This window comes from Bacteroides faecium, from assembly GCF_012113595.1.
Lineage (GTDB): Bacteria > Bacteroidota > Bacteroidia > Bacteroidales > Bacteroidaceae > Bacteroides > Bacteroides faecium.
The window spans coordinates 5,443,466-5,467,451 of sequence record NZ_CP050831.1 but is presented as its reverse complement, the minus strand read 5'-3'; the positions used below and the strand labels follow the sequence as shown (position 1 = coordinate 5,467,451).

The 23,986-nt window shown below is 40.9% G+C and carries 18 protein-coding genes; 3 read left to right on the top strand and 15 right to left on the bottom strand.

All coding sequences use genetic code 11. The annotated features are described in order from the left end of the window. Positions 1–37: 37 nt before the first annotated feature. Positions 38–616, top strand: coding sequence for an HdeD family acid-resistance protein (locus BacF7301_RS20500; RefSeq protein WP_167965762.1), 579 nt, complete (start codon positions 38–40; stop codon positions 614–616). Between the two features lie 93 nt (positions 617–709). On the opposite strand, the gene BacF7301_RS20495 is transcribed toward BacF7301_RS20500, so the two are convergent. Genes BacF7301_RS20495 through BacF7301_RS20475 form a run of 5 tightly spaced genes read right to left on the bottom strand, consistent with a single transcriptional unit; the run spans position 710 to position 11,412 of the window. Further along, on the bottom strand, positions 710–3,694 hold the full coding sequence (locus BacF7301_RS20495) for a M60 family metallopeptidase (protein ID WP_167965761.1): 2,985 nt from the start codon (positions 3,692–3,694) through the stop codon (positions 710–712). 34 nt (positions 3,695–3,728) lie between these two features. After that, the gene (locus BacF7301_RS20490; protein WP_167965760.1) at positions 3,729–5,030 is read right to left on the bottom strand and encodes a discoidin domain-containing protein; all 1,302 of its coding nucleotides are present in this window, start codon (positions 5,028–5,030) and stop codon (positions 3,729–3,731) included. A gap of 33 nt (positions 5,031–5,063) precedes the next feature. Beyond that, a complete protein-coding gene (locus BacF7301_RS20485; protein WP_167965759.1) occupies positions 5,064–7,016 on the bottom strand; it encodes a RagB/SusD family nutrient uptake outer membrane protein in 1,953 nt (650 codons plus the stop codon). Positions 7,017–7,040: 24 nt separating this feature from the next. Next, a complete protein-coding gene (locus BacF7301_RS20480; protein WP_167965757.1) occupies positions 7,041–10,427 on the bottom strand; it encodes a TonB-dependent receptor in 3,387 nt (1,128 codons plus the stop codon). A gap of 46 nt (positions 10,428–10,473) precedes the next feature. After that, positions 10,474–11,412, bottom strand: coding sequence for a FecR family protein (locus tag BacF7301_RS20475; protein ID WP_167965755.1), 939 nt, complete (start codon positions 11,410–11,412; stop codon positions 10,474–10,476). A 202-nt stretch (positions 11,413–11,614) separates the two neighbouring features. Between BacF7301_RS20475 and BacF7301_RS20470 the strand changes: the two genes are divergently transcribed. Beyond that, positions 11,615–12,175, top strand: a complete 561-nt coding sequence (locus BacF7301_RS20470; protein ID WP_167965754.1) for an RNA polymerase sigma-70 factor — start codon at positions 11,615–11,617, stop codon at positions 12,173–12,175. 126 nt (positions 12,176–12,301) lie between these two features. On the opposite strand, the gene BacF7301_RS20465 is transcribed toward BacF7301_RS20470, so the two are convergent. The 6 genes from BacF7301_RS20465 to dapF all read right to left on the bottom strand — a co-directional run bounded on the left by BacF7301_RS20465 (position 12,302) and on the right by dapF (position 19,724). Further along, positions 12,302–14,491: a glutamine synthetase III family protein gene (locus tag BacF7301_RS20465; RefSeq protein WP_167965752.1), complete on the bottom strand. Its 2,190-nt coding sequence runs from the start codon at positions 14,489–14,491 to the stop codon at positions 12,302–12,304. 146 nt (positions 14,492–14,637) lie between these two features. Further along, on the bottom strand, positions 14,638–16,074 hold the full coding sequence (locus BacF7301_RS20460) for an ammonium transporter (RefSeq protein ID WP_167965751.1): 1,437 nt from the start codon (positions 16,072–16,074) through the stop codon (positions 14,638–14,640). A 102-nt stretch (positions 16,075–16,176) separates the two neighbouring features. Beyond that, entirely contained in the window at positions 16,177–16,533 is a 357-nt protein-coding gene (locus tag BacF7301_RS20455) for a P-II family nitrogen regulator (RefSeq protein ID WP_004303701.1), read from the bottom strand. A gap of 147 nt (positions 16,534–16,680) precedes the next feature. Beyond that, positions 16,681–17,442, bottom strand: coding sequence for a hypothetical protein (locus tag BacF7301_RS20450; protein ID WP_167965749.1), 762 nt, complete (start codon positions 17,440–17,442; stop codon positions 16,681–16,683). 183 nt (positions 17,443–17,625) lie between these two features. Further along, a complete protein-coding gene (locus tag BacF7301_RS20445) occupies positions 17,626–18,858 on the bottom strand; it encodes an LL-diaminopimelate aminotransferase (protein WP_167965748.1) in 1,233 nt (410 codons plus the stop codon). A 23-nt stretch (positions 18,859–18,881) separates the two neighbouring features. Then, positions 18,882–19,724: a diaminopimelate epimerase gene (gene dapF / locus BacF7301_RS20440; RefSeq protein WP_167965746.1), complete on the bottom strand. Its 843-nt coding sequence runs from the start codon at positions 19,722–19,724 to the stop codon at positions 18,882–18,884. Between the two features lie 415 nt (positions 19,725–20,139). Between dapF and BacF7301_RS20435 the strand changes: the two genes are divergently transcribed. Further along, positions 20,140–20,436, top strand: a complete 297-nt coding sequence (locus BacF7301_RS20435) for a thioredoxin family protein (protein ID WP_167965744.1) — start codon at positions 20,140–20,142, stop codon at positions 20,434–20,436. Between the two features lie 85 nt (positions 20,437–20,521). Here BacF7301_RS20435 and BacF7301_RS20430 read toward each other — a convergent pair whose 3' ends face one another. The 4 genes from BacF7301_RS20430 to BacF7301_RS20415 all read right to left on the bottom strand — a co-directional run bounded on the left by BacF7301_RS20430 (position 20,522) and on the right by BacF7301_RS20415 (position 23,873). Continuing rightward, the gene (locus BacF7301_RS20430) at positions 20,522–20,860 is read right to left on the bottom strand and encodes a type II toxin-antitoxin system HicB family antitoxin (RefSeq protein WP_167965743.1); all 339 of its coding nucleotides are present in this window, start codon (positions 20,858–20,860) and stop codon (positions 20,522–20,524) included. 11 nt (positions 20,861–20,871) lie between these two features. Continuing rightward, positions 20,872–21,129: a type II toxin-antitoxin system HicA family toxin gene (locus tag BacF7301_RS20425; RefSeq protein WP_167965741.1), complete on the bottom strand. Its 258-nt coding sequence runs from the start codon at positions 21,127–21,129 to the stop codon at positions 20,872–20,874. An 87-nt stretch (positions 21,130–21,216) separates the two neighbouring features. Next, positions 21,217–22,077, bottom strand: coding sequence for a fimbrillin family protein (locus BacF7301_RS20420; RefSeq protein ID WP_167965739.1), 861 nt, complete (start codon positions 22,075–22,077; stop codon positions 21,217–21,219). A 38-nt stretch (positions 22,078–22,115) separates the two neighbouring features. Next, positions 22,116–23,873 (bottom strand): fimbrillin family protein, encoded by a 1,758-nt coding sequence (locus BacF7301_RS20415; RefSeq protein WP_167965737.1) that lies wholly within the window; start codon positions 23,871–23,873, stop codon positions 22,116–22,118. Between the last annotated feature and the right edge of the window lie 113 nt (positions 23,874–23,986).

Sequence of the window (23,986 nt, the reverse complement as noted above, 5' to 3'; positions counted from 1 at the left end):
AGTATTGGAACAGACTTGGTTAAAAAATATAGAATTTATGAAAACAATGAATTATTCCCTTATTCGTATTCTCTTTGCACTCGTGATAGGTTTGGTCTTGGTGATTTGGCCGAATGCGGCTGCCAGTTATATTGTTATCACAGTAGGAGTCGCTTTTTTGATTCCCGGTGTTATCAGCCTTTTCGGCTATTTCGGACGGAAAAGAACGGAAGGTGAGCCCGCCCCCCGTTTCCCGATTGAAGGAATCGGTAGTTTATTATTCGGACTTTGGCTGATTATGATGCCTGAGTTCTTTGCGGATGTTCTGATGTTCCTGTTAGGGTTTATTCTGATTATGGGTGGTGTGCAACAGATTGCTTCGTTATCTGCCGCTCGTCGCTGGATGCCTGTTCCGGGAGCATTTTATCTGATTCCTTCCCTGATTCTTATTGCGGGTATCATTGCTTTGTTCAATCCGACGGGAGCACGTAATACTGCTTTTATCATTATCGGTATCAGCAGCTTGGTTTATTCGCTTTCCGAGTTGATAAATTGGTTCAAGTTTGCACGTCGTCGTCCACAGACTCCGATGTCACATAACGATGACGATATTGAGGATGCGAAGATTATCGAATGATTTTGATTTAACCGGAAAATAATAATAAGGGCTGCTCCGTTTCTAATGTTGAAAATGGAACAGCCCTTTTACTTTGTGTTATGTGTTGAATTATTAATTTACTTTGATACTTCTACGTACCCCGTCTGCTTGTACAGCCCAGAGTTTGGTTTCGTTTATATTCACGCCATTAGGAAGAAAAGCAGTAAACTTGAAACTATTAGAGAAGAATACTAATTGTCCGGTACTGCTATCTCCTTTTCTTACTTCAAAAGCGACAGCTTTAGAACCTGTGCCGGAATCAACCGTAACATCGGTACCGGAAAGTGTTGCTTTTACATAATCATCGGCAAATGTTGCTGTTGTTCCTTTGAATTGTTCATAATATCCTATATCTCCGGATTCATTGGAACGATAATCATTCGCATCAAACCATTCTTTCTTCCGGTCTTCGATATATTGAATAGGGGCGGCTTTAGCGTATCGTTTAGAGAAAATATTTCGTTTGGTTTCATTAATCATATCTTCTGTTATTTCATAGGGGAATGTACCATATTGATTTACTTTGAAGCCGGAAACCGTTGGTGTAAAAAAGCCCCATGTATCAAAGAAATCAAGTAAATTCTCTTGTGCAGCGTCACATACAGCTTCCACAAACATCATTTGTGATTTTGCCGGGCCGTTATTCTGACTTTCAGCAGTATATGTTCCTGCATATTTATTCCTCATGTTTTCGAATACTTTAGGCCAGAAATCCGTTTTGCCTTTACATAAATGATAGTAAATAAATAGTTGCCAATACATCCTCATATGTAATTCAGTATCTTCATTTTTGGCACTGCCTTCACCTAATGTTACCCAGGGAGAATTAACAAAACAGCGAGATATGGCAAGACGGGATAAACCATAACCACGTGAATGATATTTTCCCATTTTGTAGATCACGTAGTTGGAGAATAGATTGTTGGAAGATTCTGAACATCCTGGCCAGTTGATCGTTTTTTGGTGAATATGTCCGATTTCGTGTGCCGGTCCCCAAGCGTTATCTTCTACCGCTTCTACTTTTTCAGGCAATAGGATATTTTCAAGGTAACTATACACGAAACCTACACGATACTCTGATTGCCACATATAACTGCCTTCCGGTGAAATAGCAAAGATATGATTATTATATCTTCTTCTGAGCTCGTTGGTGAATCCCATAATTTCGTGTTCCCAACCAACAATATTATCCCATAAGTTAATAGCTTCTACAATCTTGGTAGGTGCCACTTTTCTTAGTTCTGATGTATGGAAGTAGAAGATGATATCTTTGCCTCGTACACCGAAATATTTATAAGTGGCTTTGCCTAATAAGTCTGTATATACAGCATTGGTCTTATCTGTTGCTAAATCGAAGAAACCACTGACTTTTCCACTGGCATAAGGAATATGTATGCGTATCGGTTCATTGGCAGGGTTAGTAGGATCGGCTGTGTATAAAACAAATAACATACCTTTCTTTTGGATCTTAACTACGTTAAGTCCTTCTGCAAGCGCAATGACTTGTGCCTTATCCGGAGATTCGGTTTGTACATAGCTATTGTCCCCTGAAACGATTTCTTCTCCCAAAACTTGCAATGAGACTGCATTGCCATGTGTATTGCCTACTAGCACAATAATTTCATCATCTTTCTCTACATGTATTCCGGTAATATTATCTTGATTGCCATATTTTTTGGTTAGCACTTTATTGGCTGCTTCAAATACATCACTATAAGGCTTGTAATCCTGTATGCGGAACTTTCTTTCCCAATCGGAGTATTCCCCGTTTTTCATTTTGGAAGCCAGTTGGGCAAAGTATCCGGGTAAACTATTAATCATGTCGTCTGTGGCATCTGCATTTAATTCACAGCAGGTAATGTCTTTGAATACTGCTAGTAGTTGCGCATTGAGATGAGAATTATTATTATGATAGAATTCCATTTCATTGCAGGCTACTCCTGCTCCATACGAGGATTTAACTTCAATTTTAATGCCATATACTTGTTGTATACGTTTTGGTAAGAGTACTTTTTGCGCATCTAGTGTATTCTGTAAGGTATAATCTTTTTCTATTTTTATCCATGTCCGACCTGTTGAAGGAGAACTTTCAGGGCGGGTGTTTTGGTTGAAAGAGTTTATTTCCCCACCGTCGAGATAGTAAATATTGATTTCTTTAAATTTATTATTATTGTTTGCATAATACATAATATAATCCAGTTCTTGTGTCCCGTCAAAGTAATATTCTAATGTAGCAGGAAATTGTACTGTTTCAAACCAATTTGAATGATAGCAATGAGTATCATCTGTAAATGTGTCGTAGGAATTGGAAATAGGCTGAGAGCCTTGTTCTGTACTTGCCCATGCATTTCTGGGAATAATTTTTGTGTCTTCTTCCAGGATATCTCCTATATCAGTAGAACGCTTTTTCTGAGTAATAGTCAGTTCAACTGAGGGATGTTCATCCTCATCACCATTACCGATGAATGTGATCACCGACGAACGTTTTTCTAATGTCAGATTACTTTGTACGGTAAGTGTATATTTACTATCCACCATAGAACGTGTTTCGTTATCTTCTACCAGTGCTTTGACACTCAGCCAAGTTTTGTCTTGTTCCGGTATTTTCCAAGTAAAACTAGAAACATTGGTTGTGATAACTAGTTCATAGTCTGTTGTTTCGGAAGGGACATTATCAAACTTCTCAGGATTGATAAGAATTGCAGGCTTAGTTCCTAATTGCTTAACTGTAATGGTCTCGGTAATGCCGTCGGCCTTTAGCGTTAATTTGGCATCGCGTTGATTCAGATTGAGATTCTCGTCTAACGCCAAACGGAACATTTCCGGGTTACTGCTGATGCGGTGTACGTCACACCAATCTTTGTCGGACGTGATTGTCCAATCCGGGTCGTTTGTTTCTATCTTTATGTTGTCTCTTTGTACATCTTTCAAGTAATGCACTGCCTTTACATTCTCTGGGATTCGGAGATATGTGGCTGTTTCACTTCTTTCATCATCATCTGAACATGCAGTGAAGAGGAAAAGAGCGCATAATAAACTGAATAAAATATTCTTCATTGTGTTTCAATTAATTAGTTTATAATAATTAAGGTCATTCATCATTCTTAGCAGGATCTTTAATCAGAATACCAAATTCTGCCATACAAAGGTTTCTTTTGGTATTGTCGTCTTGTCCTTCCAATTGATTCAAATTAAGGGGTTCCCATATTTTCAAACGAATTTCTTTTGTTTGGTATAAGTCTGTGAAATCAAAGTTTTGCATCGCTAAATAGCCTGTACCTACTGGACCGTCTGTACCCGGTTCAGAACCTTCGTCCGTTAATGTCCCTTCTTCAATAACAGTGGTGTATTCACTTTGTCCTTCTTCTTTTACTTCTATAGAAAAGTGTTTGGCTAAGCGCCACCAACCATTTACCTTTGTTTGCCTTTGTTGGAGAATAACGCCAACTATATCCTGTACTTCGGGTAAAGTGATAATAAACTCATATTTGTCTTGGAAATTAGAGCTATTCCAACCGCACGACCAGAAACCGCTGCCATGATCGCCTACATTTCCATCAATGAGTTTATCAGCCCCCTGGTTGCCTTCAAGATATTCTGAGTTACAGGTAATTCCCCAGCCTTCTTTGTCTTGGGCAGTCCATAAAGGTATGGAATAGAATTTAACAACAGAGAGCGGATCTTTTGCTGTTTTTACCCATTCTTTCCCGATGCTGGAGTAAGTGCCGTATTCTACGGTACACTTTCCTGAGTTCTCCAAAATAAATTCAGCATGTCGTACTCCAAGAGCTACGGTTTTTGTTTCTACCAGTTCATTGCCAAAGTTGAATCTGAAGAATACTTTCTCAGAAGTCGAACTACTTTTTATTTGAGGCTCTTTCCATTCTGCTATCACTTTATTTCCCCCTTTGGGAGTAAGTTTGACGGAGAAGATAGAATCAGGGTCGCATTGCTTGTAATCTTTTGGAGTGATAGTGCGACTACCTAAATCTATATGTTTATTATCATTATTGTACGCATAGAAATGTAATGTATACTCTTGATTAATCAAATCTTTAATGATAACTTTTACGGATTCTCCGTTCTCATTAAGTATAGGATTACCATTTTCATCTTTTAAGAATGGAATAACGAGTTCACTGCCATAACGGCTGACGTTATATGAACGTTTCTTATTGTCATGGTCGGTGAATTCTATGTGGAGGAAGGCAAAATTGTTGTCTTCCGGATCCGGTGTCCATTCAACCTCACATCCACCATTTATCGGGGTTAATATGATGTGATTGATATCTATTGTTTTGGGCTTGTTACTGAAGTCGTCATCAGAGCAACTAACTGACAGAACGCCCAAGCTATATAAAGCTATGACTATATTATAAATGTATTTTTTCATAACTGATTATCTTTTCATGTTAAATTTAAAAGTTTAGTATCCGGGAGCCTGTACTAGATTGTCACTTTTATCCGCTTCTTCATAATAGAGTGGTATCAGATACAGACGGTCGTCCCATGATACCTCTTTGTATTCAGGCATTACTGTTTCCCGGTTGAATTGCTCTACTGTAGGTCCGGTGAATTCCACCATATTCATGCCATGTAATCCTTTACCCATAATTTCTTTGCCTTTCAACCAACGGCGCATATCGTAGAATCGGATTCCTTCTCCATAAAATTCAGTAAAACGTTCTCGGCGTACCCACTCTGTCATATCATCCTTACCATGTGGTATGTCACTTGAACTTAATGCGTTGATGCCTGCTCTGGTACGGACCGGATTGATTGTTTCAAGAAATGCTTCTTCTTCTCCTAAGGCTGCATGGCATTCAGCAAGGTTAAGATATAATTCAGCCATGCGTATCAGAGGACGGGGAGAAGTGAATGAGCCGCTGTTACTTGAACCGTTGTCTTTGTATGCCAGACTTGGGTGACACCATTTCTGACTGAGGAATCCGGTACGACAATAATCTCTATTAGAAATAGCCGGATTATATCCTTGTGTATTCTCATCTCTCATCTTTAATATTATAGGCATTTCCTTGACAATCTTTGTTCCATATTCGCCACCATTAAATGCCATCCACGCATAAAAACGAGGTTCACGATTAGTATTTAATTTGATGATTTCGTCGGCGTCAATTTTTCCGGAATAAGAAGGCTCATTATCTACTATCTTCTTTCCGGCAAGCTCATACCATTCATCTTGAGGGTAGAAGTGATTGACATCAGTGATAGGATATCCGTCTTTGGTATAAAACTGTTTTATGGCTTCCAATGTAGGGGATACTCCTGACCAACCGTCTTGCCACGTTCCGTCAGTCTTTTCAAACATTCGGCGAGGGAGGCAACCGCTAACTACCAGACTTTGTTCTGCAAGTCCCCATACGACTTCCTGGCATTTACCGGTAGCATTGGCTCGGGATAGTAACGCATAGCGCATACGGAAAACATATCTCATGAATTCTTTTTGGGAACTACTGACATCTTTCAGTTCATCAAAATTCGATTCTTGGTAGAGTTCTAATCCTTGGCGTAAAGCAAAATCAAGAGCCTCTTGACAGGCGTCTCTGGCATCTTTCCATTTTTGTTCGCTATATACGGGATTGACGAGTTGTTTCCCGTATCCCGGAGTTTCCCAGCGGGTATTTTCCCATTTCAGGCGTCCGGATTCATATAGGGTATTTCCATTCCATTGAGGAGAGGCGGCATAGAGGAGTGCACGGGCTTTTACGGCCTTAGCTATAACTTTATCAGCACGTCCCCAATCACCACCTGTCCAGCGATCGGGCAGGTCAGGCATTACTTCATCAATCAGGTCTACAATGAATTTTGTTACAGCATCATAGTGTGAACGTCCGGGCAGCTGATCTCCTGTCGCGTCGTTAGGATAAGCATGGTCCATAATAGGGCAGGGACCATATTTGCGCAATACCATAAAATGATAGTAGGCAACCAGAAACTTAGCTTCCGCTTTCCATATTCTCCGTTGGTCATCTGTCAGGTTCGGAGCTTTATCCACGATGTCGATAAACATATGGCAAGTACGAATAGGATCATATCCGCAGTAACGCCAATGCCAACCGCCGCCTGTAGCTGATGAGCGTTGGTTTGTTTGAAGATTATAGGCATCGCCGTTCCAACTGGGGGGCAATACATATTCGTCTGTTGAAGAAACATCCTCATTGTAGTAGTCTACCGGATTCCACTTATTCAATCCGCTGTAGCATGAATAGAGATAAGCCAATGTCAATTCCGGTTTTTTATAAGCATCTTCAATAGTCACTTGTTCTACCGGTACCACATCCAGATAATCGCACGAGGTGAGGGCAGTTGCCATTATTGTTGCCCCGATAATGAGTTTATTAAATATATTTGGTTTCATATGTTTGTTCTATTATAAATATTTCTAGAAATTAAGTTGCATACCAATACTGAATGTACGGGAAAGAGGATATGCATTCCAACTTAGTTCCGGATCCCATAATTTGAATTTGCTGAATGTTAGCAGGTTGTTGCCTATCAAATATATGCGTCCATATTTGAATGAATAACCTATTTCTGCATTCTTTAAGCGCATATACGAACCGTCGCGTAACCAATAACTGCTAGTTTGACGGTTATTGTTCGCGTCATCACGGTCTTCCAAACGTGGATAAGCAGCATTTGGATTAGGATTGGATTCATTCCAATAATCGTCAGCGATAAATTGTAGTACATTTTTTCGGGTATTTCCAAAAGGATGAATATTACCGATCATTATTTTTCGTTGTGCTGCCCCTTGGAAGAAGAAGCCTAAATCAAATTTCCTATAGCGTATTGTGGAACCGAATCCGTACATTATATTGGGAGTTCCTCCATAGGGAGACAGTTCACATACATCGGAGCCATCTATCATTCCATCTCCATTGAGATCCTTGTACTTGATATCACCCGGCATAGGTGAATTTCCAAATTTTTGTGAGGGACTGTTGTCGATATCTGCCTGGTCAATAAAAAGACGTTCTGCCACGTATCCCCATGTCCCGTTCAGGGCTTTTCCGTCCTTACGGCGATATTCTTCTTCGCGGTATGCTTCGTCAGAATATACCAGAGTAGCTTGGTTGTAAGTAAATGTACCTCGCAAATCAATACTCCAATTTTTTCCTATATCTTGTACATAATTCATCGCTACTTCTACTCCCGTATTTTTTACCTTTCCCACAGATGCCCATGGTTTGGCATTTTCGAAACCAAGATATTCCGGAAAACGCTCACGGCGGAGTAGTATATTACGTCGGTTGTCTCTGAAAATATCAACTGTTAATGATAACTTGCTGAATAACTCAAGGTCGATACCCAGATTAAGTTTTTCTGCACGTTCCCAAGTTGCATTTGTTACTCCATATTGTGTGATAACTGGCCCTTTGTAGGTGACATCCATATCTACTCCGGTTGTATATTTATGATTATCGTCATTTAATTCGACATTAGTCAGATAAATGAAGTGAGGCCCGTCTTTTCCGGTACGTATGTCTTTTGTTCCTGTTTCATCATTACCGACTAATCCCCATGAACCTCTGATTTTTAGATTTGTAATCACTTTGTTAAACGGCTCGAAAAATTTCTCATTACTGATGACCCATCCGGCAGCAACTGAAGGAAACATCTCAAAACGATGTCCTGAGGCCAGACGTTCCGTACCGTTATAACCAAAGTTTGCTTCGAACAGGTAACGTTGGTCGTATGCATAAGTGAGTCGTCCGGATAAGCCTTGGTTACGGGTTGGTAACGGATTGACGCGATACTCGCGTTGTAAGTAAAGTAACATAGCTGATAAATCGTGTTTTCCTCCGAAATTGCGTGCCCACTCTAAAGATGCCTGGAATTGTATAGTGCGATCGGCATATTTTTTCGGATCACTTTGAGTGATAAAATCATTTCCTTTATTACCTACACGTTCTAAGGTATAGTTTGCGGCATCGGGATCGTAAGGATCGTAAGAACCTGACTTTGGCATATAATAGTATGGTTCGACTTCACGGGTGAAGTAGGAGTCAGACCAATTTCTGAAGCTAATTAATCCTCTTAGTTTTAGTCCTTTGGTGATAAAGTCTAATCCTTGTTCCAGTTTTACTGTTGTTAGAATGGTAGCTTGGAAATCTTCACCATAAGTTGTTAACAGATCGGCATATGGATTGGTATATAATACATCTCCTGTATAATATGCATTACCAAACAACATATGATCGGTTCCGGCAGGATTTGCGCTGCTGGGATAGTAAGCCGGAAAGTTGACAGGATTAGCTTGTAGCATTTCCGCGAACAAATCAGTTGTGCTTTTGGCCGGGCCACCGCTGTTATGTAATTGAGCGTTCATACGTAACTCAATTTTAGTGCTGGGAGTAAGCTTGTAATCTATATTACTTTGGAAGGTATAGCTCCAGACATTTACATTATTATCGAATGAATAGAGCTTTTGGGTATTCAATACGCCGGTGTCATGATTGGCTTGTAAACTAAGATAATAGTTGGCTTTTGAACCACCACCACTGACATTGATATTCGCCCGTTGACTCATAGACATATCTTTAAACATCATATCCTTCCAGTTAACGTTCGGGTAGACGTACGGATTCTTTCCAAGACGTGTATTATCTATTTTTTCTTGAGAATAGAGTTGACCGTTGTAAGTTCCTTTACGAGTGTAATATGCCTCGTTTGCCATTTCCATATAAGTGGCTCCGTCTACGAAATTGGGAAAACTCATCGGGATATTGAATGAGTTTTCTACGCTGACATTGATACGTGTTTTCTCATTCTCCTTTCCGGATTTTGTCGTGATAAGCATAACTCCATTCGCACCGCGAGCACCATAGATTGCAGTGGCGGAAGCATCTTTTAAGATAGAAAAGCTTTCTATACTTTCTGCCGGAATATAGTTTAGTTCAGTAGTACTGATCTCTACTCCATCCAGCATAATTAGTGGAGTGGCACGTCCTCCGAAAGTACTGATTCCACGAATATAAAATTCAGATGCATCTTTTCCGGGTTCCCCACTGGAAGTTGTTGAAATAACACCGGCCAGGCGTCCTGCGAAAGAGTTAGTCAGTGAAGAAGTCGGTACTTTCAATGAAGAGGCTTTGATGTTGGTAATAGAGCCTACTACCGATACCTTTTTTTGTGTACCGAAACCTACGACTACCACTTCATTCAGAATTTCAGTATCTGAAGGTAACTCAATTTTTAATACACCCATGTCTTCAACGACTTTCTCTACGGTTTTGTATCCCATATAAGAAACGACTAATACATCTTTGTTGCTGGTTACATTAATGCTAAAATTACCGTCAAGGTCGGTGATTGTACCAATATCATTCCCTTTTAACTTTACATTAGCACCCACCAGCGTTTCTTGTGTATTTGCATCGACTACAGTACCTGTTACGGTACGTTGTTTTTTGACCGGTTTCTTTTCTTGAACACTTCCCGGGATATTTTTTACTTTTAAAATGACCTCATTGCCATTAATCAGATACTCCACATTGGTGTTCTTGAAAATTTCCTTAAGAACAGTTTCAATAGACCCCTTACAGTCGATGTTTCTTTTCTTCATTTCCTTTAGCAATGTCGCGTTGTAGAAGAAAACGTAATTGCTGTGTTTTTCAATTTGTAGGATTGCTTCTTTAATGCTTAAGGCTTCTCCTCTTACGGTAATCTGCGCATTTGCGGCAAATAAAGTAATAGGGTAAAGAAGCAGAGCCAAGACGATACTCTTTAGGTATCGTTGCCTGATTGAGAATACTTGTTTCTCCATGCTTTTTGTTAGATTTTAAGTTATTAAAATAGTTAATTAAAAGATATTAATGAATGAGAATTTCTTCTCCTTTCTTTTCTGCTTTTAAACTCATGCTATAACATATTTTCTTGATTACATCTTCTAGTTGTTCATCATAATTCAAGCTACCGGTATATTTATATTGTTTGTTGATTTCTTTTGCAAGAACGAGTCGGGAAGTATATTTTTGGTTAATAATTTCTACTAATTCCTCTAAAGTGATATCTGTAAATAGATAACGACCGTTTTCCCATCTTGTGTGATTTACTGTTTCAATTTCAATTTCAGTTGTTTCCGGATTATAGATTATTTTATCCTTAGGTTTCAATGATATACTATGAGAGGCGTTTTTTATATTGAAATCAATTTTTCCTTCATATAATATGATTTCGTTTTTATCTTTTCTTTTATTTTTAACAGAGAATGAGGTTCCCTTTACTTCTATGTATGCTTTTGGAATATGTACTCTGAAATTGTTTTTCTTGCCTTTGGTAACATCAAATAATGCTTCTCCTTTCAACCAAACCTCTCGTTGCTTTTCGAAATCTTTCGCATAACATATTCTACTTTTGGGCTGCATCCAAACATGAGAACTGTCCGGAAGTATATATAACAAAGCCTTTTCTGCTGTGAAATTAATATATTCAGGTTTTGGTGAGTTTGCATAATGCTTCATCAACCATAAACTTCCCCCTATGGTGAATAGAAGAATAGAAGCAGCCACTAGGAATTGTCGGAAAGAAAATGTATATGTACGTGTTTGTGTTGCTTTTCTGCAATTTTCTAATCGCTGCCATATTCTTTCTTTCATTTCTTGTTCCGATGATTCGCTAGTGGTGTGTTTCCACTGCCGCTTCATTCGTTCTTCGATAAGCTTATGTTGGGAAAGCTTTTTTTTCTCATCCCAATCAAGCTTGTCTGCCAAGAGACCTTTAATCAATCTGTTTACCTCATTTTTTTCCATTACTCATTCTTTTTTATGCCTTTCTGTATTAAATACTCGCAACTTGAACTTGACCCTCCCGAAAAAAAGTTTTTTTTCTGTTTGAGGTGTTTTTTTGTAGGATTTCGGTATTAATAAGAATAAGTTGTGGATATAATATTTCAATAAATTAGTATTGCTATTTGATTTTAGTGCTATATTTGCATCATAAACGAACTTATTTATGACAGATTCAGATTTGATATCTTTACTGAAAAAAGGAGATGATAATGCGTTTTCTATAGTATATAATAGGTATTGGGGAAAGGTATGTAATTTTTCTCGTCTCTATATAACTTCGGATGCCGATGTGGAAGACATCGTGCAGCAGGTATTTCTGAAACTGTGGAATTATCGTGAATCTTTAAAAGAAAATGAAAGTTTTGAGGGATTTCTTTTTATAGCCACCCGCAATCTTATCTTTAGCCATATGCGGAAAAGCTTTAATGAGAATGCTTATAAGCTGACGGTTTTGGATACTATCACTGAAAATGAAAATGATTGGTATGGGATTCAAGAGGAGATAGAGGCACATGAATTGGGAGAATACATAGAACAGTTGTTGAAGGAGCTTTCTCCCCGCCAACAGGAAATATTCCGATTGAGCCGTAAGGAAGGGTGTACCAACCGTGAAATCGCAGAGAAACTTGCTATTTCAGAAAAGACGGTGGAAAAGAATATGACTATCACTCTGCGTTTCTTAAGAGAGAATATACGCCTGTTGATTATCTTCTTGAGTGTATAGGGTATAAAAAGAAGAGGACTGCCTCACGGCACCCCTCCACTGCAAACTTAAAACAACCAACAAAAGAAATAGATAATCTCTATTCCATGCCCGATGAAGTCTTTCTCATCGGGCATTTTTCTTTTTTTATCTTACGAATAATAGTTCCCTGTATTTCGGAAGCGTCCACATTTGATTGTCGACAATGAGTTCCAACTTGTCGATATGGTAACGGATTTCTTCCAGTGCCGGAGTAATTGTGTCATGGTAGGCAATGGCTTTCTCACGTTCGCTTTCAATCTTGTTCGCCACTTTACGGGCTTCCACCATTGCGTCTACATGCTCTTTGATGAAGGCTGTACGGTCGGCAATCTCTTCGATAAGTTCCAGGTTCTTGGCAGATAGCTTGGCTGCCTTTTCTGCCGGGAACAGGGATTGCATCTTATAGACGTTATTAATCAAATCCGTTTGATACTGGGTTGCTACCGGGATGATATGGTTCATTGCCAGGTCACCCAATACACGGGCTTCAATCTGGATTTTCTTCGTGTAAGTTTCCCATTTCACTTCGTTACGGGCTTCCAGTTCTTTCTTTGTCATTACACCGGTAGCTTCGAACATGGCAATTGTTTCCGGTTTCAGATAGTTGTCGAAGATGACAGGAACACTCGTTTCACAATCCAGACCGCGGCGGGCAGCTTCTTCTTTCCACTCGTCACTGTAACCGTTGCCGTCAAAGTGGATGGCTTTGCACTCTTTGATGTAGCTGCGGATAATTTCGAGGATGGCAGAAATCTTCGGCTCTCCTTTTTCAATCAAAGCATCTACGTCTTTCTTGAATTTCGTCAACTGGTTGGCTACCGCAGAGTTCAATGCAATCATGGCGGAAGCACAGTTTGCTTCGGAACCTACGGCACGGAACTCGAAACGGTTGCCGGTGAAGGCGAAAGGAGAGGTGCGGTTACGGTCGGTATTGTCAATCAGCAATTCGGGTATCTGCGGAATATCCAGTTTCATGCCTTGCTTGCCGCTGAGGCTGATTAAGTCATCCTTTGTACTGTTTTCTATATGGTCTAATACTTGAGATAACTGCTTGCCCAGGAAAGACGAAATGATTGCCGGCGGCGCTTCATTCGCTCCCAGACGGTGGGCGTTGGTGGCACTGGAGATGGATGCTTTCAGTAATCCGTTATGATGATAAACTGCCATCAATGTATTTACAACGAACGTAACGAAACGCAGGTTGTCTTCAGGAGTCTTGCCCGGTCCCATTAATAAGATACCTGTGTCAGTTCCCAATGACCAGTTATTGTGCTTGCCGGAACCGTTGACGCCTTTGAACGGTTTTTCATGAAGCAATACGCGGAAACCATGACGACGGCTTACTTTGCGCATCAACGACATAATCAATAAGTTATGGTCATTGGCTAAGTTACATTCTTCGAAGATAGGAGCCAGTTCAAACTGGTTGGGTGCAACCTCGTTGTGACGGGTCTTTACTGGGATACCCAATTTCAGGGCTTCAATTTCGAGGTCTTTCATAAATGCTGCTACACGGGTAGGGATAGCACCGAAATAATGGTCTTCCAACTGCTGGTTCTTGGCGCTGTCGTGTCCCATTAATGTACGGCCTGTCATTAACAAGTCCGGGCGTGCGGCATATAAACCTTCGTCCACTAAGAAATATTCCTGTTCCCAGCCCAAATAGGCAACTACCTTCTTCACTTCCGGGTTGAAATAGTGACAAACGTCTACGGCTGCCTTATCTACGGCGCGAAGTGCTTTCAATAACGGAGCTTTGTAGTCGAGGGCTTCGCCGGTATATGCGATAAATACGGTCGGGATACAAAGAGTGTCGTCTACGATAAATGCAGGAGATGAAGGGTCCCAGGCACTGTATCCGCGGGCTTCGAACGTATTGCGGATACCACCGTTCGGGAAAGAGGAAGCATCCGGTTCCTGCTGTACAAGCAGTTTGCCTGTGAATTCTTCCATCATGCCGCCTTTGCCGTCATGCTCTACGAAAGCATCGTGCTTTTCTGCCGTACCTTCTGTCAGCGGTGCAAACCAGTGGGTGTAATGGGTGACTCCCATTTCAGTAGCCCATTTCTTCATGCCGGCAGCCACTTCGTCGGCAATGCTGCGGTCTAGCGGAGCACCATTGTCAATAGCGTCAATCAATGCATTATATACCTTGCTGGGAAGGTACTTAAACATCTTTTCCTTGTTGAATACGTACTTGGCGAAATACTCCGACGGACGTTCAACAGGGGTTGCTACCTCAACCGCTTTCTTCTTGAAAGCAGTTTCTACTACTCTGAATCTTAGTTTTGACATAATACCTAATTTGATTTGTTGTTAAATATGTTAGAGCAAATAATCTTTCTCTGTATAGTTCCCGGGAAGGCGGTCAAACCCGCCCGGGATAGAAATCTGTTTTTAAATCTATATCGTCTGTTTTATTAGTTTATAAGCAGACGTTTTTAGTTGTAAGCGGATTCTCCATGTTCGTAAATATCGAGTCCTTCTTCCTCGACACGTGCCGGAACGCGCAGACCGTGAATTTTATCAAGAGCCTTGAAGATGATGAATCCCATACCTGCCGCCCAAGCTCCGACTACAAGTGCTCCGAAAATTTGTGCTCCGAGGAATCCGAAACCGTATCCATAGAACAGACCTTCGCTGGTGGAAAACAAACCTGTAAGAATGGTTCCTAAGAAACCGCAAACACCATGCACGGAAGAAGCACCTACCGGGTCGTCGATTTTCAGGACTTTATCAATAAAGTCTACCGAGAATATCATCACAACGCCACAGATAGCACCAATCAATACGGCTCCTGCGGGAGATACGGCATCGCATCCTGCGGTGATACCTACCAAGCCTGCCAATACACCATTCAGTGTCAATGATAAAGAGGGCTTTCCGTACTTCATCCAACTGATTACCAGGGCGAAGAAACCACCGGCACAAGCTGCAAGATTAGTTGTCAGGAATACATGTGAGATTGCGTTTGCATCTGCTTCGGTACTTGCTGCCAACTGGGAACCGGGGTTGAACCCGAACCATCCGAACCAAAGGATAAATACACCTAGTGCAGCAACAGTCAGGTTATGTCCCGGAATAGCTCTGGATTTACCGTCTTTTCCATATTTGCCGATACGTGGGCCTAGAATGGCGGCACCTACGAGGGCAAGCCATCCACCTACCGAGTGAACAACAGTGGAACCTGCAAAATCATGGAAGGTCGTTCCGAAAAGGTTCATCATAAAAGAACCTGCTTCACCATTCATCAGCCAACCGCCGCCCCAAGTCCAATGACCGGAAATCGGGTAAATCAGCACACTGATAAAGATTGTATAAACCAGATACATAGAGAATTTCGTACGTTCTGCCATTGCTCCTGATACGATGGTAGCGGCAGTGGCGCAGAATACGGTTTGGAAAACAAGGAATCCTTCTTTGGGCAGCCCGTTATCCATGAAAGACAGGTCGAAGAAGTGGGGCATTCCGATGAATCCGCCTGCACCGAACATCAGTCCGAAACCGATGAACCAGTAAAGCAAAGAACCGAACATGAAGTCTACAAAGTTCTTCATCAAAATGTTGGCAGTATTCTTCACTCTGGTGAAACCGGCTTCTACCAGGGCAAATCCCGGCTGCATGAAGAACACGAGCATTGCTGCAAGTAGCATCCAAACCGTATTTAATCCTAAAGCCAGTTCGCCGATAGTATCCGGGGCTTCTGCCGTAGATTCGGTTGGGAGTGCTGAAAGTTCAGTTATTGTCTCTGTAACTGTTGCTGTATCGGCAATAACTGTATCCTGTGCTAGTGCACCTGTAGCAAAACAGCATAACATGAACATAGTAGTGGCTATCCACAGCTTTATGAAGCCATGGCCTTTATATTTTGTATCCATAATAATTATCTTATTTTATACCTATTATTAGTGATGTTGTAAACCTCTTTATAAACGTTATAATCCGCAAGGAAACCTGGGAGCGATACCTTGCCGCTGCCGCTAGCGTTCTTGTTCGGCGTTGTAGAGCGCTATGTCGCCGCGTTCGGCAGTGCGGATGCGGATGGCATCCTCGATGGGGATGACGAAGATACGTCCGTCACCGATTTCTCCGGTTTGTGCAGCCTTGATGATGGCTTGTACCGTTTTTTCTGTATTCTTGTCGCGTACGACAATAGAGATAAGTATTCGTTCGATGGTGCTGGTGTCATAGACTACGCCACGATAGATACGTCCCTGGCGCGCTTTTCCAATACCCCTTACGTCATAGTAAGAGAACCATTCGATGTCCGCTTCGAGAAGGGCGTCTTTCACGTCCTCGAATTTGGTTTTACGGATAATAGCTTCAATCTTTTTCATATACCTTAAATTATTAGTGTTGACCAGTAAAAGAAAGAGGTATAGGGCAGTGGCAGCCATAGCAGGTTACCATACAACAAACCGATAAAATCTAAACTCTAACTACCTTGACCCTATACACTCTTTTGATATTCTAAATTCTCTCTCTTAAAAACTTAGTCCGAATGTGAAATAAGCTCCTTCCGTGCGTGGATTGACTGATACCTTGGCGAATACCGGGACGGAGAAGGAATCGGTAATCTTGATGTCCTTGGAAGCTCCGAGGCTGACGTCCGATACACAGAAACCGCTTGTATAGCCATTGTAGAAAGTTGTTTCCCAAGGTACCATGCCTAAATCTACTGTCCAGTCAAGACCACCCAATTTGAATGGTGCGCTAAGTGCGAGATAGGAAGAATAAGCCCTTTTGCCATTTTCTTTCACGCCGTCGGCACCTGCAAAGTTCGTGTACCAGTTGACGGCCAGCAGACCGAAATCATATCCAACTTGTGCCTCAAACACATGAGCCGTAGAATGGGCTCCATATTTAAAATACTTGTTGGTTGAATAAACCGTTTCTCCGTCATCGTCCACACCTGTCGCGACCTGGGTATTAAACCAATAATCTGTTACCGAAACGCTAAAACCACCAATCGAGTAACCGATAGTCAAATCGAACTCTTTCGTGTCTGCCGATTCGAATCCTACAGAACCCCATGCTCCGAGTGAGAAACCTTTGTAAGCAATCCCCAGTGAAGGCTGGATACTGATTCCGCCTAAATCCTGCCCACGCCAGATGTAACCGCTTACCAAGTCAGCTCCCACGGAAGCTTCTAGTTTATCTTGTGCCATCGTTGCGGATGGGACAAGCCCTGACAGTAATAATGCTACTGTTATTACCCCCTTGTTTTTGTTAATCGTCGTTTTCATCGTCTTTTTACCTTTAAAAGTTAGAAAAATGTGGATGTACGGTCCATGTATATAGTAGCGCGCGAAATACTATCGTTTTTTTATAGATAACTAATAATGGATAACTGATAATGCAGGAATGATGATGTCCGTTAATGGGGGTATGTTGAACTTTCCATTTCCCGCTATCCATTATTCATTCAGTCAGAGCCAGTTTTTTATTCTTCTCATAGCTTCAATACAGTCGTTGCGTTCGCCAAAAGCGGTCAGGCGGATATATCCTTCGCCACTTGGTCCGAAGCCCACACCGGGAGTGCCGACAACATTGGCTTCATACAACATCTGTTCAAAGAATCGCCATGAGGATAGGCCATTCGGAGTTTTCACCCATAAATAGGGAGCGTTCACTCCACCGTAAACTTTCAATCCGGTAGCTTCCAGCCCTTCCTTCATAATTTTTGCGTTGGTCATATAATAGTTAATCGTTTCTTTAATCTGTGCCTTGCCTTCCGCACTGTAAACAGCTTCTGCAGCCCGTTGGGTGATGTAGGAAGTGCCGTTGAACTTGGTGCATTGGCGGCGGTTCCATAATCTGTTGAGCGGGATACGGTCGCCTTCCAACGTTGCGGCAGTAAGCTCTTTCGGTACTACCGTGTATCCGCAACGTACTCCGGTGAATCCTGCTGTCTTTGAGAAGCTACGGAATTCAATGGCGCATTTCTTCGCCCCTTTAATTTCGTAAATAGAGTGGGGGACGTTTTCGTCCTGGATATACGCTTCGTATGCGGCATCAAACAGGATTAACGTGTCGTTTGCCAAAGCATAGTCCACCCATTTCTTCAGTTCCGGTTTGGTCAGTGTTGTGCCGGTCGGGTTGTTCGGATAGCAGAGATAAACAATATCTATCCGTTTGTCCGGGATTTCAGGAATGAAGTTGTTTTCACTCGTGCAGGGCATATATGTGACATTGCTCCATTTGCCCGTTTCCTCTTCCAGTACTCCGGCACGTCCGCACATGACATTACTGTCTATATATACCGGATAGATGGGGTCTGTAACGCCTACGCTATTGTCATGGCGAAGAATATCACCTATATTTCCGGTATCGCTTTTGGCTCCGTCACTGACAAATATTTCGGAAGTGGAAAAGTGAATCCCGCGTGGGGCGAAATCATTCTTTATAATTGCTTCAATCAAAAAATCATATCCCTGTTCAGGGCCATATCCGCGGAATGTGTCTTTGCTTGCCAGTTCTTCTACCGCCTTGTGCATGGCTTCGATGCATGCTTTTGGAAGTGGCTGAGTTACATCACCGATACCTAGCCGGATGATGTCCTGTTTGGGATGCGTTATCCTGAAAGTATTTACCTTTTTCGCTATATCCGAGAACAAGTAACTTCCCGGTAATTTCAAAAAATGTTCATTTACTAATGCCATATTGTTATTGTTTTAAGTTTCTATCAGTATTCATTCTCAACTCTCAACTCTCCATTCTCAACTTCTTCAACAATTTCCCCATCGAAAACTTTGGTTGCCGGTCCTGTCATCAATATATGGCCTGAGGCTTCGTCCCATTCAATGAGGACTGTGCCGCCATCCATTATTATATTGCTTTTTCTTCCTGCAAGCCCGTTGATGAAGGCGGCTACTGCTGTGGCGCAAGCACCTGTCCCGCAAGCTTGGGTAATTCCCGAACCTCTTTCCCAGACTCTCATCCGTATGGTATCTTTGCCGACAATTTGTGCAAACTCTACATTGGTTCTGTCAGGAAAAAGAGGATAGTTCTCTAATTCGGGACCGATTTCCGGTAAGTTAATCCGGGTTATATCATCCACAAAAGTAACTAAATGAGGATTTCCCATTGATACTTTAGTTGACCGGAAAGGATATTTCCCTTTCCAATGTACTTCTCCCGTTTCCAACGGACTGCCCATATCTACTGTGACTGCGGTTACTGTTTTTCCTTCTACGTGAAGTTTAAGTATCTTAATTCCCGACAGCGTATCCAGTGTGATTTCTGTTTTATCAGTCAAGCCGTATTCATATACGTATTTGCCTACGCAACGGCTACCGTTTCCGCACATCATCGCTTCCGAACCGTCAGCATTGAAAATACGCATGCTGAAATCAGCCTTATCAGAACTTCCAATCAATATAAGTCCGTCACTCCCAATTCCTGTATGAAACTTGCTCCATTCGATTGCTTTCTTTCCAGGCTCTGCTATCGGATATTTGGTAGTGTCTACATATATGTAGTCATTTCCCGCTCCATGCATTTTTGTGAACTTAATCTTGTTTGTCATTTTGACTTATATTTATTGGTTGTTGTATCCTTTTGTTTTATTACAATGCAAAGGTATGACTTTTTGCTTTATGTTTTATTGAAAAGTATATCTAATATCTATTTATTTTTAGTAAACTTTCAATCACTTTCTATATGCGATGTGTAAGTTTTAATATGAAATAATATAAGGGTATATTCTTTTAAATTGTTATTTGATGGATGCATTTTGCATATCCTTTCATAATATATGAAGGATTTTTGTACTGTTTTCCTTCAATCTTTGCTATAAAAACAATAAAAATACCTTTTTAGTTTTGACGATATGCAAGCGGATTAGGTATTTTGGGTGACATACTGCTTATCGGATATTCTAAAGAACCTTTTTTTATATTCATTGTTCTACCACATACAATATTATAATAATATAGAAGATTATGGATATACAAAAACAACTAGAAGTGGCAGCAAGAACCAACCATTTAGTTTTGGTTGTATTCTATGCGGATTGGTCGCCTCATTATGAGTGGATAGGTCCCGTACTCCGTACTTACGAAAAGAGAACGGTAGAATTGATAAGAGTGAATGCAGAAGAAAATAGGGTAGTGGCTGATGCGCACAATGTAGAAACTGTACCTGCTTTTCTTTTATTGCATAAAGGACATGAGCTTTGGCGGCAGGTAGGAGAACTGACAGTGGAAGAACTGAAAGATGTATTGGATGATTTCAAATAAGAGGAGAGGTGGTAGCTCCACCTGCCGTGGTTTAGTAAAAAAGCACTGTCACGTGAGTTAAACTTACTACGTGACAGTGCTTTTCTTATAACATAGTTGCTATTTGATTTTCCAGAGCTCTTTTAATAAAAGCATTGATAGAAACCCCGGTTTGTTTGGCTAATGTAGCAATTTGGCTATGTATTTCCGGAGTAATACGAATATTCAGTGAACCGGAATAACTTTTCCGTGGTTCAATACCTTCTGCTTTACAATACTCCAAATAGTCATCTACAGCTTCATGGAAGGCTTCTGTCAGTTCTTTTACACTTTCTCCTTCAAAGTTGACGAGTCCATTGATTCCTTCTATTTTTCCAAAGAAAACGCCGTCTTTTTCACTGAAGTAGACCGAGCCAATATAGCTTTTGTAAGTTAGTGTATTCATATCGTTCTCCTTTATTTAATTAATCCTTCTTCTTTCAAGTCATTATATACTTGTTTTATTGCATACCCTTTTATGATGTTTCCGGGATGCGGCTTATGTATCATAATCGGACGTTTTGCTTTATTTTTGAATATTACTCTTGAACCGGAAGTTTTACCTTTATTAGATTTTTCATAACCAAAGTAATTAAGTAATTTCTCCATTTCATCAAAAGTAAAATCTGTAGGTAAAGTTTTGAAGCGTTCTATCAGTTTTTCTTTTGTTCCCATTTATTGGTTGTTTTTACAAATGTAACTGTTTTGTAGTTGCAGGCAATGTGAATTGCCATATTTAACAAAAAAAAGTAGTTTTCGAGCCTATTTAGAACTTCCGCCATCCACTGTATAAACTTGATAATTATTTGCTAGTATTCCGCTTGCTGTGAAGTTCCATTCCATTGTGCTACCCTTATTATCAGTATAGCTGCCGATAAATTGTTTCGATATAGGTTTGTCATAGGACGACGGGAATTGTGTGGGTGTTTTCATCAAATAACGGTAAGTGCCGTCGCTCATATGGTAGGGAGTGAAACTACTGAATTTTATGTTAGTAGCATCACTCGGGAGGTCAATAACTACTAATGCCATACAATGTTTCATTGAGAATGATAATTGTGGTCGTCCACTATCAGGAGATGGATTCACGCTGCTCTTGGCTGTCATTAAATCAAGATGTGTATAATCGTTGTAGTTGCTTTGGTCGATAGCAAGTTCCCAGTCCTGTAAAATTGTGTCAAAAAAGATATTGGGATCTGGAGAGTAAGTCCAAGGCTCATATTCCGGTGATAGATTTTGATAAGGATAATAAGCGAAATAGGTGGCTTGATAAACATACAAAGGACCTTGCCCGTTTTCATCTAGCCAAGTAATTCCACCTTTGCCATCATCTGAAGCAATGAGACGGATATTTTTTATTTCGGGCAATAGGCTCTTTTCTTTTACTGCATAAAGGCCTATTTCATCGCCAACAGTAAAATTTGTATTATAGCCATTTTCTATGGTGCGTGTAGATGTGCCGTTGGAATCCTTATAGCCGTTGTCATTAACGGTGACAGTGATGAAACGGGAAGTATCTATGGGAGTCTTTTCTTCCAACAGTTCGTCTTGTGAACAGCCGGAAAGTACTGCTACGCTGGATAGTAGCAGGAAGATAGGGAAAGTATATCTAAATGTTTTCATATCGTTTTAATTGATGGAATGGATTGAATTGAAAGGCTTTAAAAAGCGAGAATAGGGCGTACGACATGTGGCTGACTTACCTTATTATTCCAACTTATGTCGGCACTGTTAATACCGAAATACACTTTCTTGGCAAGTTGAGCACTATGCTCTGTACTTGACCAATAGTCGATATTTCCGAATTTATCGTACTTTCCGCCAACTTTACTAAATTGCGTGTTTAGCATTTCTCTTCCGATAGAACCTTTCTCGTTGTCTTGTCCCAAACTTATATATTTTAATTCATAGGCGGAAGGGCAGAACCAACCACTACTATTTGTGGGAGCAACATGGGTGCCGATAAAGTCATCCAAGCCATCAATAATCTTTATTCGCAGATTTTGACTTTTCCCGGAATTTCCCTCTATTGCTTTGTTATACTCACGTAAAGCTATTGTATTGGCGTAGCCCTGTATCTTGTCCATTGGTTTTATGCTAGTGAAACCTGTCGGTTTGCTATTACCTTCCAGCCAGGTCGCATTTTTTAGCCAGTCATCTATGGACTCAGATTCTCCACATGTCCATGTGCTGGTCGGAATATTCCATAAAGCGGCAACGAGACCGTGATTGTATTCACTATCCAACAAACCATAATTATCTTTCGTGATATTACTGTCAACCCAATATACAATGCCGATAACACTGCGTTCTTCTCCTGTTGTAGGATTTGTCAGTTCCGGATAGATGTCTAAAATTGTCGTAGTGCCGTCGTCGGCATACTTGCGGTAACCACCGTCAGAAGTAGAGCCGTCACTGTAATAATAATCACCGATTTTCAAATCGGTGGCGGAGAAGCCGGGGGCAGTTGCTTTGCTTGCTACATTAATCGGGGCGCTTTTTGCATTCCAAGCATCTGTCGTTGTAGTTTCCACTTCCATAAGTCCACCTTCTTTCACGGTAACTTTAAAAATGTATTCTTTACCGCTCTCCAATTTGACCTCATTTTCTTTCGGGATATAGTAATATGTGTATCCATCTGCCATTGTCACAGATATGAACTTCTTGTTCGACATATCTTGTGGAATAACAAGAGCATGGTAGCTACAAAAATAATTACCGCTAGGGTCATAAAATCCATATGGATTGATTGTGCCCATTGTAGCGTTGTTTACGTCCCATGTACCAACAGTACTTAGTGCTACAGGGGGTGTGTATTTGCCACTAAGTGCGATGTTATTCTCACTTCCGATTGCGATGCTAGTCGGACCGATACTTTCTCCTGCTTCGGTATATAGAATATGTATTATTACATGTGCTGTCTGATGATAGAAAGACAGATTTTTGCTGCCATTAAAGGAGATGGACTGTGGGGGCGCATAGAGAAAATCACTTTTGTTATAACCGGTGCCAAACTTATCTGTGGCAGTCATGCTTTGGTCGGACTTCACTGCCCATGTGGATTGTAGTTCAGCATTGTAGCCTGTACCGTAATACCATGCACAAACTTCTTTTGTTTCATTTTTCTGCTGCCAATAAAATGGTTCAGTAGAGGTAAATACTGCTGATTTTCCGCTGTTGCTCGAAGTATATTTCTTTATCGTTCCGTCTATTTTTACGGCTATATTTTCACGTTTCCACCACATCCCCTCGCTAGATTGCCCTCGAGTGATTGTCAAGCCTTCTATTGGAGTAGTGAAGGTCATGGGATATTTGCCTTCTGCCAACGAAGTGTCATCCGTTTGTTCCGGAGAACATGAAGCCAGACAAAGTACTGCTGATAATGCAAAAGCATTACAGATTTGTTTTCTTGTTTTCATATCTGCTCGTTTTTATTTATTTTCTTTCATTTTGTTGATGTGTGCCACCTCCCGCCGCGAAGCGGGAAGCAACTGTTTTTTCAATTTTTTCAGTGCCCGGACTTGACGCATGG

What these genes read in the sequence shown, in the direction of transcription:
- BacF7301_RS20500 (WP_167965762.1), top strand. Translation starts at nt 38, where the DNA reads ATGAAAACAATGAATTATTCCCTTATTCGTATTCTCTTTGCACTCGTG.
- BacF7301_RS20495 (WP_167965761.1), bottom strand. Translation starts at nt 3,694, where the DNA reads ATGAAGAATATTTTATTCAGTTTATTATGCGCTCTTTTCCTCTTCACT.
- BacF7301_RS20490 (WP_167965760.1), bottom strand. Translation starts at nt 5,030, where the DNA reads ATGAAAAAATACATTTATAATATAGTCATAGCTTTATATAGCTTGGGC.
- BacF7301_RS20485 (WP_167965759.1), bottom strand. Translation starts at nt 7,016, where the DNA reads ATGAAACCAAATATATTTAATAAACTCATTATCGGGGCAACAATAATG.
- BacF7301_RS20480 (WP_167965757.1), bottom strand. Translation starts at nt 10,427, where the DNA reads ATGGAGAAACAAGTATTCTCAATCAGGCAACGATACCTAAAGAGTATC.
- BacF7301_RS20475 (WP_167965755.1), bottom strand. Translation starts at nt 11,412, where the DNA reads ATGGAAAAAAATGAGGTAAACAGATTGATTAAAGGTCTCTTGGCAGAC.
- BacF7301_RS20470 (WP_167965754.1), top strand. Translation starts at nt 11,615, where the DNA reads ATGACAGATTCAGATTTGATATCTTTACTGAAAAAAGGAGATGATAAT.
- BacF7301_RS20465 (WP_167965752.1), bottom strand. Translation starts at nt 14,491, where the DNA reads ATGTCAAAACTAAGATTCAGAGTAGTAGAAACTGCTTTCAAGAAGAAA.
- BacF7301_RS20460 (WP_167965751.1), bottom strand. Translation starts at nt 16,074, where the DNA reads ATGGATACAAAATATAAAGGCCATGGCTTCATAAAGCTGTGGATAGCC.
- BacF7301_RS20455 (WP_004303701.1), bottom strand. Translation starts at nt 16,533, where the DNA reads ATGAAAAAGATTGAAGCTATTATCCGTAAAACCAAATTCGAGGACGTG.
- BacF7301_RS20450 (WP_167965749.1), bottom strand. Translation starts at nt 17,442, where the DNA reads ATGAAAACGACGATTAACAAAAACAAGGGGGTAATAACAGTAGCATTA.
- BacF7301_RS20445 (WP_167965748.1), bottom strand. Translation starts at nt 18,858, where the DNA reads ATGGCATTAGTAAATGAACATTTTTTGAAATTACCGGGAAGTTACTTG.
- dapF (WP_167965746.1), bottom strand. Translation starts at nt 19,724, where the DNA reads ATGACAAACAAGATTAAGTTCACAAAAATGCATGGAGCGGGAAATGAC.
- BacF7301_RS20435 (WP_167965744.1), top strand. Translation starts at nt 20,140, where the DNA reads ATGGATATACAAAAACAACTAGAAGTGGCAGCAAGAACCAACCATTTA.
- BacF7301_RS20430 (WP_167965743.1), bottom strand. Translation starts at nt 20,860, where the DNA reads ATGAATACACTAACTTACAAAAGCTATATTGGCTCGGTCTACTTCAGT.
- BacF7301_RS20425 (WP_167965741.1), bottom strand. Translation starts at nt 21,129, where the DNA reads ATGGGAACAAAAGAAAAACTGATAGAACGCTTCAAAACTTTACCTACA.
- BacF7301_RS20420 (WP_167965739.1), bottom strand. Translation starts at nt 22,077, where the DNA reads ATGAAAACATTTAGATATACTTTCCCTATCTTCCTGCTACTATCCAGC.
- BacF7301_RS20415 (WP_167965737.1), bottom strand. Translation starts at nt 23,873, where the DNA reads ATGAAAACAAGAAAACAAATCTGTAATGCTTTTGCATTATCAGCAGTA.